The 16,238-nt window shown below is 53.7% G+C and carries 11 protein-coding genes; 3 read left to right on the plus strand and 8 right to left on the minus strand.

Annotated features, from left to right (window positions below; all coding sequences use genetic code 11):
• Positions 1-23: 23 nt before the first annotated feature.
• From ACMYSK_RS12810 to ACMYSK_RS12825, 4 genes are read right to left on the minus strand one after another with little or no spacing between them, the layout of a single operon-like run.
• On the minus strand, positions 24-1,448 hold the full coding sequence (locus tag ACMYSK_RS12810; protein WP_434643712.1) for a heavy metal sensor histidine kinase: 1,425 nt from the start codon (positions 1,446-1,448) through the stop codon (positions 24-26).
• Positions 1,432-2,133 (minus strand): heavy metal response regulator transcription factor, encoded by a 702-nt coding sequence (locus ACMYSK_RS12815; protein ID WP_434643715.1) that lies wholly within the window; start codon positions 2,131-2,133, stop codon positions 1,432-1,434. The genes ACMYSK_RS12810 and ACMYSK_RS12815 overlap by 17 nt, the downstream gene beginning before the upstream one ends.
• On the minus strand, positions 2,130-5,210 hold the full coding sequence (locus tag ACMYSK_RS12820) for an efflux RND transporter permease subunit (RefSeq protein WP_434643718.1): 3,081 nt from the start codon (positions 5,208-5,210) through the stop codon (positions 2,130-2,132). Before ACMYSK_RS12820 ends, ACMYSK_RS12815 begins: the two co-directional genes overlap by 4 nt.
• Complete coding sequence (locus ACMYSK_RS12825; RefSeq protein ID WP_434643721.1) at positions 5,207-6,340, minus strand: efflux RND transporter periplasmic adaptor subunit; 1,134 nt, start codon at positions 6,338-6,340, stop codon at positions 5,207-5,209. The genes ACMYSK_RS12820 and ACMYSK_RS12825 overlap by 4 nt, the downstream gene beginning before the upstream one ends.
• A gap of 291 nt (positions 6,341-6,631) precedes the next feature.
• Here ACMYSK_RS12825 and ACMYSK_RS12830 point away from each other — a divergent pair, with 291 nt between their 5' ends.
• From ACMYSK_RS12830 to ACMYSK_RS12840, 3 genes are all read left to right on the plus strand, one after another.
• The gene (locus ACMYSK_RS12830; protein ID WP_434643724.1) at positions 6,632-6,763 is read left to right on the plus strand and encodes a hypothetical protein; all 132 of its coding nucleotides are present in this window, start codon (positions 6,632-6,634) and stop codon (positions 6,761-6,763) included.
• Positions 6,764-7,490: 727 nt separating this feature from the next.
• Positions 7,491-7,739 carry a helix-turn-helix transcriptional regulator gene (locus ACMYSK_RS12835; protein ID WP_434635899.1) on the plus strand — a complete coding sequence of 83 codons (249 nt, stop codon included), beginning with the start codon at positions 7,491-7,493 and terminating at the stop codon, positions 7,737-7,739.
• Positions 7,740-8,441: 702 nt separating this feature from the next.
• Positions 8,442-8,921, plus strand: coding sequence for a type II toxin-antitoxin system YafO family toxin (locus ACMYSK_RS12840; protein ID WP_434635900.1), 480 nt, complete (start codon positions 8,442-8,444; stop codon positions 8,919-8,921).
• A 53-nt stretch (positions 8,922-8,974) separates the two neighbouring features.
• On the opposite strand, the gene ACMYSK_RS12845 is transcribed toward ACMYSK_RS12840, so the two are convergent.
• Genes ACMYSK_RS12845 through ACMYSK_RS12860 form a run of 4 tightly spaced genes read right to left on the minus strand, consistent with a single transcriptional unit; the run spans position 8,975 to position 16,236 of the window.
• Positions 8,975-9,358 (minus strand): Rap1a/Tai family immunity protein, encoded by a 384-nt coding sequence (locus ACMYSK_RS12845; RefSeq protein ID WP_434635901.1) that lies wholly within the window; start codon positions 9,356-9,358, stop codon positions 8,975-8,977.
• 2 nt (positions 9,359-9,360) lie between these two features.
• Complete coding sequence (locus tag ACMYSK_RS12850) at positions 9,361-11,907, minus strand: hypothetical protein (protein ID WP_434635902.1); 2,547 nt, start codon at positions 11,905-11,907, stop codon at positions 9,361-9,363.
• Positions 11,907-13,613: a hypothetical protein gene (locus ACMYSK_RS12855; protein ID WP_434635903.1), complete on the minus strand. Its 1,707-nt coding sequence runs from the start codon at positions 13,611-13,613 to the stop codon at positions 11,907-11,909. The genes ACMYSK_RS12850 and ACMYSK_RS12855 overlap by 1 nt, the downstream gene beginning before the upstream one ends.
• A 1-nt stretch (position 13,614) precedes the next feature.
• On the minus strand, positions 13,615-16,236 hold the full coding sequence (locus ACMYSK_RS12860; RefSeq protein WP_434635904.1) for a transglycosylase SLT domain-containing protein: 2,622 nt from the start codon (positions 16,234-16,236) through the stop codon (positions 13,615-13,617).
• Positions 16,237-16,238: the final 2 nt, after the last annotated feature.

The raw sequence follows: 16,238 nt of genomic DNA on the forward strand, positions 1-16,238 counted from the left end.
ATGACTCTGGCTCAACGCCCGGATTACAATTTTGTTCGGTTGGAGGCGCTTTCGTGACGCTCAGGCAGGAGCAATGAAAAGCGACTACCCCGATGAGGCGCACTCGTCACGGCTATCCTGCCGCCGTGCAGTTCGGCAATGGTTTTAACCAACGCCAGCCCCAGACCGGTGTTCTCGGCGTTGCTGCGGGCGTCGTCTATCCGGTAGAAACGGTCAAAAATATACGGCAAATGTTCAGGACTGATACCTTCGCCGTTATCTTCAACGCTGAGCGCAATCTGGCCATTTTCCCTGCTGGCACGCAGCACAATTTTACCGCCGGACGGCGTATGCCGTAGCGCATTGGACAGCAGGTTCGACAGCGCGCGCTGCAGGTGGATTGGGTCAGCGTAAAAATCCACCTCCCCTTCGCTGACCAGGGTAATGTTTTTCTCCTCCGCCAGCACATCGTAGAGGTTTATCTGACGGGCAAACTCCGTCGCGCTGGAGAGGAGCTCAAGATGCAGCGGCTCACGGCTGTTATCGGCCCGGGCCAGGAACAGCATCGACGAAATCATCCGCGACAGGCGCTCCCCTTCTTCAACAATGGCCGCCAGCGTGTCCCGATACTCTTCCGCGCTTCGGGCTTTGCTCTGCGTCACGCTGGCGGCGGAGATCAAGTTGTTGATTGGCCCACGCAGTTCATGGGCAATATCCGATGAAAAACGGGTCAGCTGCGTAAAAGAGGCCTCGAGACGGGTCATCATGCCGTCGAAGGATGTTGACAGCGCGTTCAGCTCCGACGGCCAGCGCTGGGTCGACAGCCGGGTGTGTAGCTCCCCGGCGTGGATATGCGCAATCTCCCGGCTCATGGTGCGCAGCGGCAGCAGCCCTCGTCGCGCCAGCCAGTAGCCGATAGCCGAAAAGAGGACCACCGCCAGCGCCGCCACAATTTGCATCCGCCGCCAGTAATCTTCAATAATTTCATTGTTTTTTGAGACATTAAGCGCCGCCTGCACCCGCCACGGCTGATTGTCTTTGAGGATAAACTCCGTTGAGACAATCAGATACTTTTCACTCACGTCGTGGCGGTGATATTTCCACTCGCTGTAGTGGAACTCATTCGCGGGGGGAGGGAAATCCTGCTGCGGTACGCGCATATTCTTCGACTGGGCCCAGACCTTACCGTCCGGGCTGATAATACGCAGCGAAAGCCGTTCCTGGCGGGCGATGAACTCGAACAGCTCCTGCTGCCAGAGATCCTTCGGCCCCTGGCGCTCACTGATGGTTGTCGCTATCTCCTGTTGAAAGCGCAGCGTACTGCGCAGCTCGTCAACATCCTTCTGCCCGAGCTGATTGCGCATCGTCGAGTACAGCAGGCCGGTTACGCTGTACAGCACCAGGCTCATGGCGAGAGAAAAGTAGAGCGTCAAACGCAGGGTTATCGGGAAATTACGCGGGATCAGCATCGTTTCTCTCTTCCAGCACGTACCCCGCGCCGCGAATAGTGTGCAGCAGTTTCACCTCATACCCGTCATCGATTTTGCTGCGCAGGCGGCGAACCGCAACGTCAATCACGTTGGTCTCCGGATCAAAATTCATATCCCAGACCTGTTCGGCCAGGACGGTACGCGATAGCACTTCGCCACGGCGGCGCATCAGCAGGCTGAGCAACAAAAACTCCTTTTGCGTCAGCTCAAGGCGTTTCCCGTTGCGCGACGCGCGGTGCTTGAGAAAGTCGAGTTGCAGATCGCTTATCTGCAACACCGCCTCCTCAGCGAGGGCACTGTGAGGCGCGCCGCGGCGCATAATCACCCGCACCCGTGCCAGCAGTTCGCTAAACGAGAAAGGTTTAATCAGGTAATCTTCCGCCCCCAGCTCCAGACCGCATACCCGGTCTTCCACGTCATCACGGGCGGTGAGAAACATCACCGGCGTCATTTTCCCCGCCTGTCGGGTCAGTTCGAGGATCTTCCAGCCGTTCATGCCCGGAAGCATCACGTCAAGGATCGCCAGATCGTAGTCGTTGGTCAGTAAAAAGTGCAAACCGTCCACGCCGTCGTGCGCGACATCAACCACGAAGTCGTTCTCCCGCAGCCCCTTCGCGATGTAGTCCGCTGCCATCGTTTGATCTTCAACCAGCAGTAGTCTCATTGTGCCTCCGTCTGCGGCGCCAGCGCCGCGCTTTTCCGCGTGGTTCTCTCAAAGAGAAGATACAGCACCGGGGTAATAAACAGGGTAATCAATTGCGAGAACAGCAGCCCACCCACTACGGCAACCCCCATCGGCTGGCGTAGCTCTGCACCCGCCCCCCAGCCAAAAGCAATCGGCAATGCCCCCATCATGGCGCACAGCGTGGTCATCATGATGGGCCGAAAGCGCTGCATGCAGGCCTGAATAATCGCGTCATGGGCGGAAAGCCCGTGGCTTCGTCGCGCCACCAGCGCGAAATCAATCATCATGATGGCGTTCTTTTTCACAATGCCTATCAGTAGCAAAATGCCGATCATCGCGATAAACGTCAGATCCATATTCATCAGCCGCAGCGCCAGCAGCGCCCCGACGGCCGCCGACGGCAATCCAAGGAGAATGGTCAGCGGATGAATCCAGCTTTCATAGAGCACCCCGAGGATGACGTAGATCACCGCCAGCGCCATCACGATAAGCCATATCTGGCTGCTCTGCGACTGCTGGTACAGCGCGGCCTGCCCGGCGTAGCGACCAATAACCGCGTTCGGCAGCGCAATATCCTGCTGGATCCGGGCAATCGTCCGGGTGGCGTCCGAGAGCGACTTGCCCGATGCCAGATCGAAGGAAATCGTGATCGCCGGCAGCTGCCCCTGATGGTTTACCGCCGTCACGCCCTGGCCGCGGGTAATCTGGGTGAAGGTCGTGACCGGCAGCAAGGTGTTGGCGGACGAACGCACGTAGATCTTTGCCAGGTCGCTCTCGTTTTGACGAAATGCACTGTTCACCTCCATGATCACTTCGTAGCTATCTTCCGGAGCGTAAATCGTCGAAACCTGCTGAGTGCCAAAAGCCGCGTACAGATTATTGCGGATCTGATCGATATCGACGCCCATCAGCGAAGCTTTATTGCGGTCAATTTGCAGCTGAGCCTGGAGCCCGTTGAGTTCGGCATCGCTGTTCACGCCGACGAAGACGCCGCTCTGTTTCATGCCCGCCATCAGCTTATCGGCCCATGCGTTGAGCGAAAGGCCGCCGCTGCTGTTCACCGACTGGAGCGTGTACTGGTAGCTGCTTTTCGACGAACGTCCTCCCACCTTCAGGTTCTGCACCGGGCTGTAAAATACGGTGATACCGGGCAGATAGCGGGTTTCGGCACGCATCTGCTGTACCACCTGCGCCATCGCCGGGCGCTGCGCGGCGTCTTTCAGCGTCAGCATCAGTTGGGTGGTATCGTGATCGACCTTGGTCACGATGTCGCTGACCGCCGGATCCGCCTGCAGCGTTTTCCCGATCTGCTGTGCCACCGCCAGCCGCCCGGCATAGGACATGTCCTGCGGGGTATCGATGTTGGCGGCTACCTGGCCGATATCCTCCTGGGGGAAAAAGCCTTTTGGCGCACTCAGGTAAAGCACAACGCTGAGCACCACCGTCGCCAGTGCGGTCAGCACCACGATGGCTTTATGCACTACTGCCCACTCCAGGGCACGGCCATATGCCTGACGCAAAGCTTCAAAGCCGCGGTCAAAATGGCGGCTCCAGGCCGGGGCACGGTCGCCGGTTTCATGCTGCCTGACCAGCATCGGCACCAGCAGCGGGATAATCGTCAGCGAGGCGGCGGCGGACACCAGAATCGCCAGCGAGACGACCCACGCAAACTCGTGGAATAACAGTCCCAGGGTGCCAGGCATCAGGAAAATCGGAATAAAGACCGCCACCAGCGACAGCGATATTGAGATAACGGTAAATGCCACCTCGCGCACGCCCAGCAGCGCCGCCTGCCACGGAGATTCCCCCTCCTCCCGGTAACGCATGATGTTCTCCAGCACCACGATGGCGTCATCGACGACCAGCCCAACGGCAATGGTCAGCCCCATTAGCGAAATATTGTCGAGACTCATACCGAGCAAATACATCAGCGCAAAGGCGCCGAGCAGCGAAACCGGTACGCTCAGCGCCGGGATCAGCGTAGCGCGCAGATTGCGCAAAAACAGCAGGATCACCAGGATAACCAGCGCAATCGTCAGCAGCAGGGTGATGTTAACATCATGAATAGCCTGACGAATTGACAGAGAGCGGTCGTTGAGCAACTGCATTTTTACCGAAGGGGGCATCTGCGACTGCAGCCGCGGCAGCAGCTGGTTTATCGCATCAATGGTCGAGACGATATTTGCTCCCGGCTGACGGTTGATACTCAGCACGATCGCCGTATGACCGTTGACCGCACTATAGCTCAGGGCGTTCTCAATACTGTCTTCGACGCTGGCGATATCTGACAAACGTACCGGCTGGCCGTTGCGGGTCGCAACAATCACATTGGCAAAGTCTGCGGCGTTTCTCAAATCCCCCTGAGTTTGCAGCATCATCATTTGCCGCCTGCCGTCCAGTTCACCGACCGGCGTGTTCGCATTGGCGGATTTCAGCGCCGACTGCACGTCGGTCAACGTCAGGTCCGTCGCCGCCAGGCGGTCGGGATCGATTTCTACCCGAACGGCATAGCGTTTTTGGCCAATGACGTTTACTTCCGCGACCCCTTTGATGGTCGACAGCGCAGGTGAGATAAGATCGTCGCTGTAGCGGTTCAGGTCAGAAAGCGTCATCGACGGTGAATCGATACCGATCACCGCAATCGGCGCATCCGCCGGGTTGACCTTGCGAAAGGACGGCGGCGTCGTCATCTGCGCAGGGAGATTTTTCATCGTCTGATACAGCGCCGACTGCACATCCACCGCTGCGGAGTCGATATTCACCGAAGGATCAAACTCCAGCACGATTGTCGTCGCCCCTTGCAGGCTGGTTGAGGTCAGCATCGCCAGGCCCTGAATCGTCGCCAGGTTCTTTTCCAGCGGCGTCGCCACCGATGAGGCCATTGTTTCCGGGCTAGCGCCGGACAGCGAAGCGTTGACGCGAATGGTCGGCATATCAAACGACGGCAGCGCCGCGACCGGCAGTTTTGTCCAGCAGATAGCGCCGGTAACAATCACCGCCAGCCACAGTAACATCACCGCAATCGGTCGAGATAAACAGGCTTCAGCCAGCTTCATTGCACACGCTCCGCCTGTCCCGCCGCCTTCGCTACGGCAACCTGTATCCCAGGACGCAGGTTATTACTTCCTTCAATCACCACCCGGGTTCCCTGGTTCACGCCTTCTACGATCGCCATCTGCTGCTGAATACGCAGCAGATTAACCGGCAGCGTCGTCGCCCGGCTGTGGTCATCAACGAGATAGACAAAGTGGCCCTGTGGCCCGTTCTGGATAGCCTGCGGCGGCAGCACCACAACCTGCTGCGTACCGGCCTCAACGCTGACATGTTGAAACGCGCCCGGCCATAGCAGATGGTCGGCGTTGGCAAAACGCGCCTTCAGCGCAATGGTTCCGCTCTCGGTACTGACGGTGTTGTCGATAAATTCGAGCGTGCCGGCAATTTTGTCCCCTTTTGCATTATCGACCAGCACCCTGACAGGCCCTTGCACCTGAGCCGCCAGCACGGCATTAAGATCGTTTTCCGGCAGCGTAAACGAGACGCCCACCGGGTCAAATTGATTGACGGTGACCAGCGGCTGGCTGCTTCCCGGCTGCACCAGGCTACCGGGATGCACATTGAGAGCCCCGCTTTTCCCGCTCACCGGGGCATAAATACGCGTATAGCCCAGTTGCGCTTCGGCGCTCAGAATATCCTCCTGCGCCGCCTGCACCTGGGCTGCATACTGCTGCCGGGTACTGAGCAGCGTGTCCCAGTCGGAGGCAGAAATGTAGTTCTGCGCCTTCAGCGCACGGCCGCGAGCCAGATCCCGCTGCGCTTTATCCAGCTGCGACTGCGATTGCGCCCGGGACGCCTGATCCCGGTGCAAAGTGGCCTGTTGCGTGGAATCATCGAGGGTAAACAGCAGCTGTCCCTGCTGGACAAACGCCCCTTCCTGAAACGCAACGTGCTTAACAGTGCCGGTAATTTGCGACTGAATATCAACCTGATTGAGCGACACCACATGCCCTTGCGTCGTCAGACTCAGCGGCAGCGAGGTTAGCTGCGCCGGGGTCAGGCTGACCAACGGCGGCGGCGTGTTTTTCGGGGAGGCCGAAACGGCATTCTGGCGGAAAAAAAACAGAGACAGCGCAAGCGCGCCCGCCAGCAGGAGGATGACCGGAAAGGGCCTGATGCGTAATACGTTCATGGCAATGTGCCGTCAAAGAAACAGTCATACCAGTCTACTCACCACCGCCCGACAAAAAGGTGCCAGCCGAATGACAATTTTGTCATCTGTGCAGCGCAGTACTGCCCCTGACGGTGAGAAAAAATGGATAACGTAAGCGGTTTTTATATCTGTTTGATAAATGCAATAGACGCATTAAAAAGATAATATTCATCCCGCATCAGAACAGGCTCAGGCCGGATGTAATATTTAATCGCCACAGAGCGAAGCTGCACTAACCATCGCATTACCGTTTCAGGCAAGGTTTAACAAATGAAAAAACTCATAGCAATGATTCTGGTTGCCGCGTTCGGCATCATGTCGGTTTCTGCAATCGGCTGTCCGAAAGGCACCCACCCGCATGGCGGAACAGGTTCACATCATGCTGGCGGTACCTGTTATTAATCATTATGGCGACCGTGGTCGCCATTTTTAATAACGACAACTCTGCGTTTGCTTACTGAAATCGACTAACAATAGTCGGACATTACCGGCAGATAATAAAAAGGATATGTTGGCCATCGGCCTGAAAAAAGAAGTAAAGGGAGTTGTTGAGAAGAGAGAATGGTACCCCTACAGGATTCGATATAAAAACGTAACAAACTGATTTTATTTAACTATATAGGTTAATGAAATCAAGCATACCCCCAAATGTACCCCCATATATTTTTTTAAGGATGAGAATTGACTATTTATCGCACAATTTGGGGCTCAGGGTACCTTCTCGCATGTCGGTAATATCCACCGGTACAAAATCACGCCTAAATTTATGTGCGGAAAAATTTCTCTATATACATGCAAAATGTGTTGGTTCGGTTGGTTCAGTTGCCTCAAAACGTAAATATCATTGTTTTACTTACATATTTATCAAAAAAACGAACCAACACCACCCGGGTTTGAACCAACATTTAGCTGGTTGAACCAACACTCGCGATGTTTCAAACGCCAAAATCATAGGCTCTACCGCTAATTACTGATTCTATTCCACCACTCTTTGATCAATAGGTAGCTGGTGGATGATATCTGGACGATTGAATCGGTATCGGCACATAACCAGGAGTAATCCTCTGCACTTCCGATACATCACTTGATAAAACCTTGCTGTTTTTAATACATGTGGTTGAATTAATTAATGAAAAAAGCTTTTGGCAGGAAAGAGTTGTTGCTGGTGGTTCCACTTTCATGGAGCACGATTTGTCGTCTGGAGGCTAAGGGTGAGTTTCCGAAACGCTGGTATATCACAGACAGAAGATGTGCCTGGGATGGAGATGAGGTAGAACAGTGGCTCGATGGGCGTAAGGCCAATAGCTGTAAAGAGTTTGGTGGCAAAAAACCGCCTGTTATAAAGAGAGTTTTTCGCCCAGTAGGTAAGGCAACGTGATGCAGTTGGCACATTGCTTTCGCAGATCCGCCGCACCGGGCGATACGTTCACGGGGAACTCTCGCCGGCAGATAAAGCCCAGAAGGTGGTGGCCAGTTTCATGCCTGCCATCCTGGAAGCGATGAAGTCGGAAGAGAAGCAGACCTATCACTATCCACTGAAGCCGAAATAACGTGAGCACATTCACTGCCCGGAAGGTGTTCTCGGCCTGGTTGAGCACTCAATGCCGATGGACATGCTGAATAAGATGGATGCCGACGTGCATAATGTTGCCGGCGTCGCGGCGGAGTTAACGACGATGCTTTCCTACATAGCCGGTGTCAGTAAATACGCGCGCGAAAACAAGAGACATGCTCAGTATGTTCTGAATCAGGTGCATAGCTTCTAACGGAGAGCCTAGGCGCAGGGAAGCGCATCACTAAAGTTCTATCTGTATCACTTAGTTCCACTCTGGTTCACTCTGTTTCATTGCGTCCTTGCTCAAATTTGATTAAGATTACCTCAAGGGTAAACAAAAAAGTTGCAAAAAAGTTACCCTGTTGACGGTAGTTTCTACATTATGAGGTGATGTATGTCACAAGTTAACGAAGGACGTAAGGCTCGTAGAGAACGACCTGTTGTTCGACGTTCTGCCGAGCAGAAAGCAAGGCTGAGTGCTGCATCTGATATATTAGCGCTCAAATTGGCTGAGAAACGTAATTCATGGGTTTTAAAATCGTAAGATCCAGCATTATTGAAGATGTTATATCTGAAACACCTTTTGCTGAACACCCTATCTCAGAATTTGAATATTATAAACGCATTTGCATCGAAGAGGGCGACATGCCAGCGCCCTCTGAAACCGACCAGAACATATACCCTTCTTATCTTGAAACTGTTGGCAGAGACAGATTCATGACTAATCCTATTGAAGCTCGTGCGGAAGAATTACACCATGCGCACATCTGGCAGGAAGGATGCTGCTGGGAAGAAGATGATGAAGAAGATGATAGCCTAAAGGTTCAGTGGGCATGTACCAGCGACAGCTATGTTGTGTATTCATACTTTATCGATAGCGATGGAGATCACCATTTCTACGTTATTGACTACTGCAACGACGGTGCCCACGGTCTGATATCTGATAGAACGCAGGTTTTGGATTGGGCAAACCAAGCGGAACGATACAAACTCAGAAATATTTAAGCCCGCGACGCGGGCTTCTTTGTGGGCGTTAGTCGGATTTGTGACATGTCACGCTATTTATTGCCATTCAGCTTTTGCGGCTCTTTACAACGAAACGATGCCTGCATAGCAGCTATGACCAAGCTCTCAGCGGAGTTAACTCGCTTGTCAGGGTTATCGTTTAAGTATTTATAAACAACATCAGCATATGTCTGTAACCGCCCATTAGGCTGACAAAAAACCTGAGCCCCTTCATTACCATAAGCATCAATCATTGATGCCACATATCCCATGAATACGCCAGCCTGAAGCTGACTATCAGGCGTACTACGTCCACCTTGTTCAGCTTTTTTATACTCCTGAGCATAGAGGTATAGCTGTTGGCCATCATAAAACTTTGCTTCTGCAGGGGTTAAAAATGCGCAGAAAAGAGCGCAAGCAATATATTTGGCATTCATTATTATTTCCCTAACATGAATTGTGAGGGTGGGATCAGGAAGTCGTTACCCTGCTCACGCTCAACCCGTCGTTGGTATCGTTCCAAAGAGCCTGGGTCTAGCGCATCCTGTATACGGTTCAATATCAGACCGTTCATTGCTGTTCGCAGCCAGAATACGTTCAGGAATGGTGTATTGTCCAGAGAGGTGCGATACCAGTCACCTAGGTCTGCTTCACCACGCGTTGTCTGTCGCAATAGCGTGATGATGCTGTCGGCATTAGAAGCTGCAGGCCCCATCAGCGACGTTACCGGACCTGCCCCCATCCGGTTAACTTCACCAAAAATGAAATCACCAAAGATACCGAGTCCACCACCCTGCGCCGCTGCCGCAAGGAATGTTTTAGCATCTGCAGGTCGCGGGGTTTGCCCCTTCAACATCAACTTGGCCTGCAGTGAGACGTATCCAAACAACGTGGACCATACAAACAGGTTTGCAGCCCCCATGAAGGCACCTTTTCCATTACGCAAAAGCGCATTGGTCAGCGATCCGGTTTTCGATTCACCAAGACCTGCGGGAGTGTATCCGCGACCAAATACCTCTCGGCCAAGAACATTCTGCATGAAGCTGGCAGTAAAAGATTTGTACTGCCCGGCGAAACGAATTGCTTCCCCTGGGACGGTACCTGGCACGGTGCCCATCTTCATAAATGATTGAGTGTGGTCGCCAGGCTCCGACATCGCTATGTTAAGCCGATCTAGAACGTATCCACGCAACTGACCTTCCAGTGTATCTCTGGCATCAGCTATAGATCGTTCGGTTGGTTTAATCCCTTTCCCTTCGACATAGGAAGCGATCACATCTTCTGGCACGCCGCGGATACCGCTGCTAGTCATGAACTTTCTTCCTTCACTATCGGCCATATCCATGTTGCGATAGATATTCCACTCAGCGTCCCCGATGCCATGCAGGTCCAGCACGCGCCGCAAATCTTCCTGAAGTGCAGAAAACTGATGGTCTGCATTCTTCGCCAGCCAGTTAGTAATCATCATGGCGTTGCTGTTACGCCCGGATTGTGTCCAGAAGTTCATGAGATTGTATTTGAAGAAAAGCTGTTGCGCGCGCCCCATCTTTCCGCTCATGCTATCGTCGCCGGACATACGCCGGATTATCTCCTGTGTCATCGTGTCAGAGTAAACACCGATGGACGACAGGATCTCCTTTTGTTCATCACTTGTGTAACGGGATAAACGCCCTTTCATTGCGCCGGTTAGCGCCTGCATAAAGTTCTGACCCTGGTACCGCATTTCGGTAGCCGAGATCGGCACATCGTTGAAAGACGAAATGACCGCGCCTCCCAACTGGCTCATACGCAGCCAGCCGCGCACGTTAGCGGAAGCGTTGGCCCATCCCACACTGCCGGGTATGTTTAGAGAACCATCAACCTGCGGCATTACTGTACGGTTAATACGTTTTACTTTGGTATTAAAGTCAGCCAATGCAGCAGGATTTCCTGACTTTTTGATATCTTTTTCAATGGTGTCAGCCAGATAATTGAACATATTTTGCGGGTTGGTTCCGAGTACACGCATCATTCCAGTAGTACGCGCCGCGCTGTTCAGGCCGCCGAATACAGCCTCACGCAGGCTTCCTGTACCGAACTGCTCGTTGTATTCATGCCACGCTACACCATCCTTGAAGTGCAGAACTCTCTCCTGACTGACCCGCTTCGCCGCGTTTGCCGATCCCTTGAAACCATTCATCCAGTCAGGTTTTTCAGAGGTAAGGTGTACTCCAGATGCCAATCCATCATAAACGTCACTCAAAAAGCTTTCTCGGTCTGTTATCCCGTCAAAGGTGACATCATCCAGACGTGGAAGAATGGAATTTCGCCAAGCCTCATAACCGGCAGCGCGTATTTCCAGTATGTCATGTGACTGCCGGACGATGTAGCCTGGCATCTTGCCGATCCATGCACCAGCGCGATTTTCATCCACGCGCGCAGTTTCCTGCCACTTCATGATGATCTTCGCAGCACTGACGGATTGAGGTGTCATATCGTCCGTTTTCTGACCGCGCCCGATGCGCCACATGGCGTCGGCGATCTCCCGATCGTTACTGCCGCTGGCGATAAACTTAACCAGCCCTGCTTGGTCAAAATCATAGTTGATACCAGCGTGATACTTCCCACGCAACTGAGCCACCTCAGAAGACACCGAGCGACGGGAGCCAGTGCGTGCGTCGTTGCGCCCCACCAGCATGGCCTCCAGCCCGATGTCAGGACGGTCTTTCCACGTCCGGCGAAGCTCGGCCAGGCGCTGCGCTGCAATGCGGGTATTAATCGCCTTATTACGGGCCTCAATAACTTTCGCCAGTTGCTCGCGATTGCCAAGCTCCTGCGCAGCTCGCATCGCCGCATCTTCCAGTGACAGGGCTTCGTTACCAGCCAGGATACGGTTGGTAGTATCGTTCATGTCGCGCACCAGAGATTCCATTTCGTCCTCAGACAGCTTTCGCCCTGCAGCAGTATTGACGGTCATTTCGCATTGAGTAAGAAATTCGTTAGCCATTACAGCCCCCGGTTAATCATACAAGCGGCGAAAGCCCGGAAAGCTTTGCCGAGTGAATCATCGTTCGCCTCCGCCCGGATGGCGGCGATGTTCTCACGCATTGATGTGGCGAGTTCCGGGTTGTCCGTGGCGATGTCATTGAGCAGCGCGTCGCTGATATTAAATTCGTTTTCCAGGTCGGCGGTGGCCGCAGATATTTCATGGCCAGTCTTCTGTGTATCCTGCCACACAAGATCAGCGCTTTCACTGACGGCACGACCACCTTCATCAGCCTGGTGTATTGGATTCTGGATGCGCTGGATAGCCCGCTCACGCAGGGCTGGCTTATGCAGATCATAGAATGGCTCAATGTCCGGAGACCGACCTTCCATCATATGCGCTAACGCGCTGCGGTACGCTTGCTGGTTTACGCTCCAGTCGGCCTCCCGCACTGCTGACGATGCGGTACGGACAGCACCAGCGACCGGCGACATCTGCATGCTTTCTCGGATCTGCTGTGCTCGCATGGCGATTACCGGCGCCAGGTCGTCTGGGATTTCTTTGCGCGATAGTTGAGTTTCTCTGCCTTTTGCCTGTTCAGCGGCTGCGTTGCGCTCAATCTGTTGCGTAAGCTCCTGATTGTGCGCGGCGATGGCGTCTTTCTCACTCTGAATATCTCGCTGTGCCCTAGCACGGGCTGCTCTGAAGTTCATGCGTTGCGCTTGATACTCGGCCGTGCGCTGGGCTAACGTTGCGTCAAGCACATCACTTTGCCGGTTGTTGGCCGCCAGCTCGATGCGCAGATCCGCAACATTGTCAATGCGTCCCGTCTGTAACTCCTGCTGGCGGGAAAGATACTCAGGCACAACGTCATCATAGGCACGACTGTAGGCGTATGCCTCTGCATCGCGCGCGATTGCCGCTGACAGATCGGCATTAGTGCCGGAATCAGGGATGTTAACTCCAGCCGGGATGTTGTCAGATGTCGCCACTGGCGTAGGCTGTGCGTCAGTAACGGGCTGAACATCCGGCGGTGTAGAAGAGTTTTCACTGCCCCCCGCCCTGCGGGATCGTACTACATCAGCGATCAGGCCTCCGCTAGCGTGCATAAGCCCACCAGCCAGCGTGTTAAAGAATGTGCTCTCCAGCGCGTTTCCGTAGGTGAAGTCACCGCCTTCTGCCGCGGCGGCCTGCGCCGTCAGCGGTACGGTGGCAATGGCCTGCCCGGCGCCAAGCCGTGCACCGGTAACCAGACGTTCACCGAAGCGCCCGAGCATTGTTGCCGCTTTCGCTTCTCCACCAAACGGGACCAGCGCCAGTGCCACGTTACCAGGATCCGCCATTGAACCAGCAAGGTTTGCAGCAAAGTTAAGAGGAGTGGCAACCCATCCAGACGGCGCAGACATGGCGATCTGCTGCTTCGCCAGCGTTTCCCGGCGTTCGCTGATCACATGGTCGAGGAATGTTTGCGTAACGCCGCTGTTCGGTATGTTAATGCTTTTCACGCCGTATTCTTTCAGGCGTGTTTCCGCATCTGATTTGCTGACGATGGTCGAATTTGGGTCATTTGCCAACTGATCGGCCTGAGAGAACCGATATCCGGACATCATCGGTCCCTCTTTGAACCCCTCTTTGAGGGAAGTAAGCAGGGATTCACCAAGCCCTGACGGGGCATTAGACAGCGGCTGGTTTATACCCTGCCCTGGATCATCTGTATAAATCGGCATGTTATCGCCCCGCCTGCTGTCCGTGCTGGATAATGTTGATCAAGTTTTCACGCTGACTTTCCACCGTGTAATTCTTCGACTGGCCCGGCGTATATTTAACCGGCGTCTGTACGAATTTGGTCAGGCTGTTCCAGGTGGTGCGGTTACCAGCGCCAATCTTCGCCAGATCAGCAAACGTCACGGTTATTGGCTGCCCCTGAGCGTTGTTTATCAGTAGGCCGTTCATCATCAGTGTCAGCCCGCTTTCATCACTGTTGGTGACCCACTGCGCGTTATCACGGATACGGCTGAGGCTCTGCTCACGATTGACGCTGTCAGGCAGACGTGGATCGCCGATAAGAGGCATGATGCTTTCGGGTGACAGAGATTTGAGGTATTCATTTGCGCCATCGGTGACGTCGTGAATATCTACCCCTGCACGATTAGGTAACCGCCAAGTGCCATTGGTCTGATACTGCTGGCCGAGAACGTCCTGATATGCCTGTTTTGCCGCATCACCCGGAGACATACCGCGCTGCATGTAGTTGTAGGTCAAGCGTTTTCCCTGCTCGTTATAAATAGTCCAGTTTTCAGCGCCATTTCTCTGAGGAATAAGAGTTGAAGAAAAATCTTTAAATTGATCTGTCCACAATGAGTCTGCGCTGTCTGCCTTGTTTTTATCCAGACCAGATCTCAAATCAGAAGTAGATACATTCCGTATTTGCCACAACGCATCTGCTGCCCGTTGGTTTTCTGTAGACATGACAACTTTTAAAGCTGGGAATGCTTTATTTTGCACCTGCCGCATAACCTGATCGGAGTATTTTCCGAACGACTGCGCCACCGACTGAATGGCGGTCACGCTTGATTCTTTATTGTTATCGATCTGAGAAATGAGGTTGTTAACCATGGAGTCAGGAAGTACCTTCTTGCTGTTGATGCCCAAGCGGCCTTTCTCCGCTTCTAGGCGTGACACGAGATATTCCCCGGAAGCTTGGTTATTCTGGTACTGCTCAAAAGCATTTTTCGCTACTGGCGAGTTAGTTTGTAACCACGTCCCCGGATCAGACTCACGAGCTTTCAGTGTGGCATTAAGCTTTGCCTGAGCTGTCGAGTAGAGACCCTGCTTGAATTTGAAATCAACGTCTGATTCCTTCGGCATCATTGCCTGAACTGCGGTAATACTCTGCTGAGCCGATCCCTGCACAATCGTCTTGTAAACTGGCTGCAGCGTCATAGCCTGCTGGTACTGCTCGAATGACTGCTGTAGTTGGATACGCTCTGATGGGCTGGCCTGAAGTGGCATGACCGCAGCCCATTCATGCTCAGTGATTGGGTTTACTTCCTGCCCCGCTTCCAGCTTAGCCAGATCATCCTGCATTCGTGTCTGCAAAGAGACGCGACCGGCAGCGGCCTGCATATCATAGAGACCAGCCTGCTTACTCAGCATCACTGATTTTTTCTGCGGGCTCATCGCGTTCCAGAAGGGCTGGTTTACGAGATTCTCGATAGTGGCATTGCCCGGTATGGATCCTGCGCTACCGGTAACTTTAGCGACATAGTTACGCGTTTCCTCATATGGGATCGCTGCAGCAAACTGCGCATTCGACACAGTGCCATCTCGCGGGTCGCCAAATTGCTGAATCCATCCATCGACAGCGCCAGGCCCGGCGTTGTATGCTGCTACCGCCAGCACCGGATTGTTATCGTATTTTTTCAGCTGCGCGCCGAAATATGCCTTGCCAAGCTGCACGTTATATCGCGGGTCGTTCAGCCATTTGTCGCGATCCCACGGAAGACCAGCGAGGCTAGCAGCCTCCGGACCGGTACTTTCCATCACCTGCGCTGCGCCAACAGCACCTTTCGGTGATACCAGCGGTGCACCATCTTTACCAAACTGATTGCCGCCACTCTCCTGCCAGATAATCGACGAAAAGAGCTGCGCTTCTTGTGGAGTGTTGGTGACCTCAATTTTCCCTTCAGGCCCCATCATCTGCTGGTAGATCGGGTTATACCATGCCTCGCTAGCACGGTTCGCGGCTTGCTCGCGCCACCCTCCCCAGTTTGCCTCGATTTCTTCAGGGCTTTGTCCATGCGCTTGGCCATAAGCCATAATTGAGGCTCTGGCATTCAAAGCTGATTGGTTGAACAACTGTGGATTAGATATAGCTTGCTGGGCTTGCAAGGATAAATAACCGTCCTGCTGACCAGACTCATACTGCCTACGTTGCCCTAATTCATGCCGCTCTGCTTGAGTGGCAAATTGCATTCGCTGCTGTTGAGCATGCTTTAAGAACACATTTCGTGCGGACTCAGGCAGCGTGCCAGCAATAGTTTGCATCTCGTTATCAAATTTCTGGATATACCCAGGAGCCTGACCAATTGCATTTTTCCCCTGGAGAGTCATCAGACCTTCCTTGGGATCATCCATCAATCCGCTCCCAACAGCATAAAGCCTTTGAGTCGCATCTTGGGTCAGTGCAAGGTCCGCTTGCTGTTTGGCCTGCCCGAACACATCCAAAGCCTGGCTACCGACGTTCACCAGCGCATCGCCGATATTTGGCTGCTCGAAGGTCTGGAATCCCGGAGATGAAACGCCGCGGCTTTCAACCTGTCGGCCTTGTACAGTTGGCACTGTTGGCATAA

The sequence above is a fragment of the Klebsiella sp. I138 genome, from assembly GCF_051131765.1.
Taxonomy (GTDB): domain Bacteria; phylum Pseudomonadota; class Gammaproteobacteria; order Enterobacterales; family Enterobacteriaceae; genus Klebsiella.

Excerpts from the sequence above, each read along its gene's own strand:
- ACMYSK_RS12825 (WP_434643721.1), bottom strand. The coding sequence starts at position 6,340 with ATGAACGTATTACGCATCAGGCCCTTTCCGGTCATCCTCCTGCTGGCG.
- ACMYSK_RS12815 (WP_434643715.1), bottom strand. The coding sequence starts at position 2,133 with ATGAGACTACTGCTGGTTGAAGATCAAACGATGGCAGCGGACTACATC.
- ACMYSK_RS12855 (WP_434635903.1), bottom strand. The coding sequence starts at position 13,613 with ATGCCGATTTATACAGATGATCCAGGGCAGGGTATAAACCAGCCGCTG.
- ACMYSK_RS12835 (WP_434635899.1), top strand. The coding sequence starts at position 7,491 with ATGAAAAAAGCTTTTGGCAGGAAAGAGTTGTTGCTGGTGGTTCCACTT.
- ACMYSK_RS12830 (WP_434643724.1), top strand. The coding sequence starts at position 6,632 with ATGAAAAAACTCATAGCAATGATTCTGGTTGCCGCGTTCGGCATCATG.
- ACMYSK_RS12810 (WP_434643712.1), bottom strand. The coding sequence starts at position 1,448 with ATGCTGATCCCGCGTAATTTCCCGATAACCCTGCGTTTGACGCTCTAC.
- ACMYSK_RS12860 (WP_434635904.1), bottom strand. The coding sequence starts at position 16,236 with ATGCCAACAGTGCCAACTGTACAAGGCCGACAGGTTGAAAGCCGCGGC.
- ACMYSK_RS12840 (WP_434635900.1), top strand. The coding sequence starts at position 8,442 with ATGGGTTTTAAAATCGTAAGATCCAGCATTATTGAAGATGTTATATCT.
- ACMYSK_RS12845 (WP_434635901.1), bottom strand. The coding sequence starts at position 9,358 with ATGAATGCCAAATATATTGCTTGCGCTCTTTTCTGCGCATTTTTAACC.
- ACMYSK_RS12850 (WP_434635902.1), bottom strand. The coding sequence starts at position 11,907 with ATGGCTAACGAATTTCTTACTCAATGCGAAATGACCGTCAATACTGCT.
- ACMYSK_RS12820 (WP_434643718.1), bottom strand. The coding sequence starts at position 5,210 with ATGAAGCTGGCTGAAGCCTGTTTATCTCGACCGATTGCGGTGATGTTA.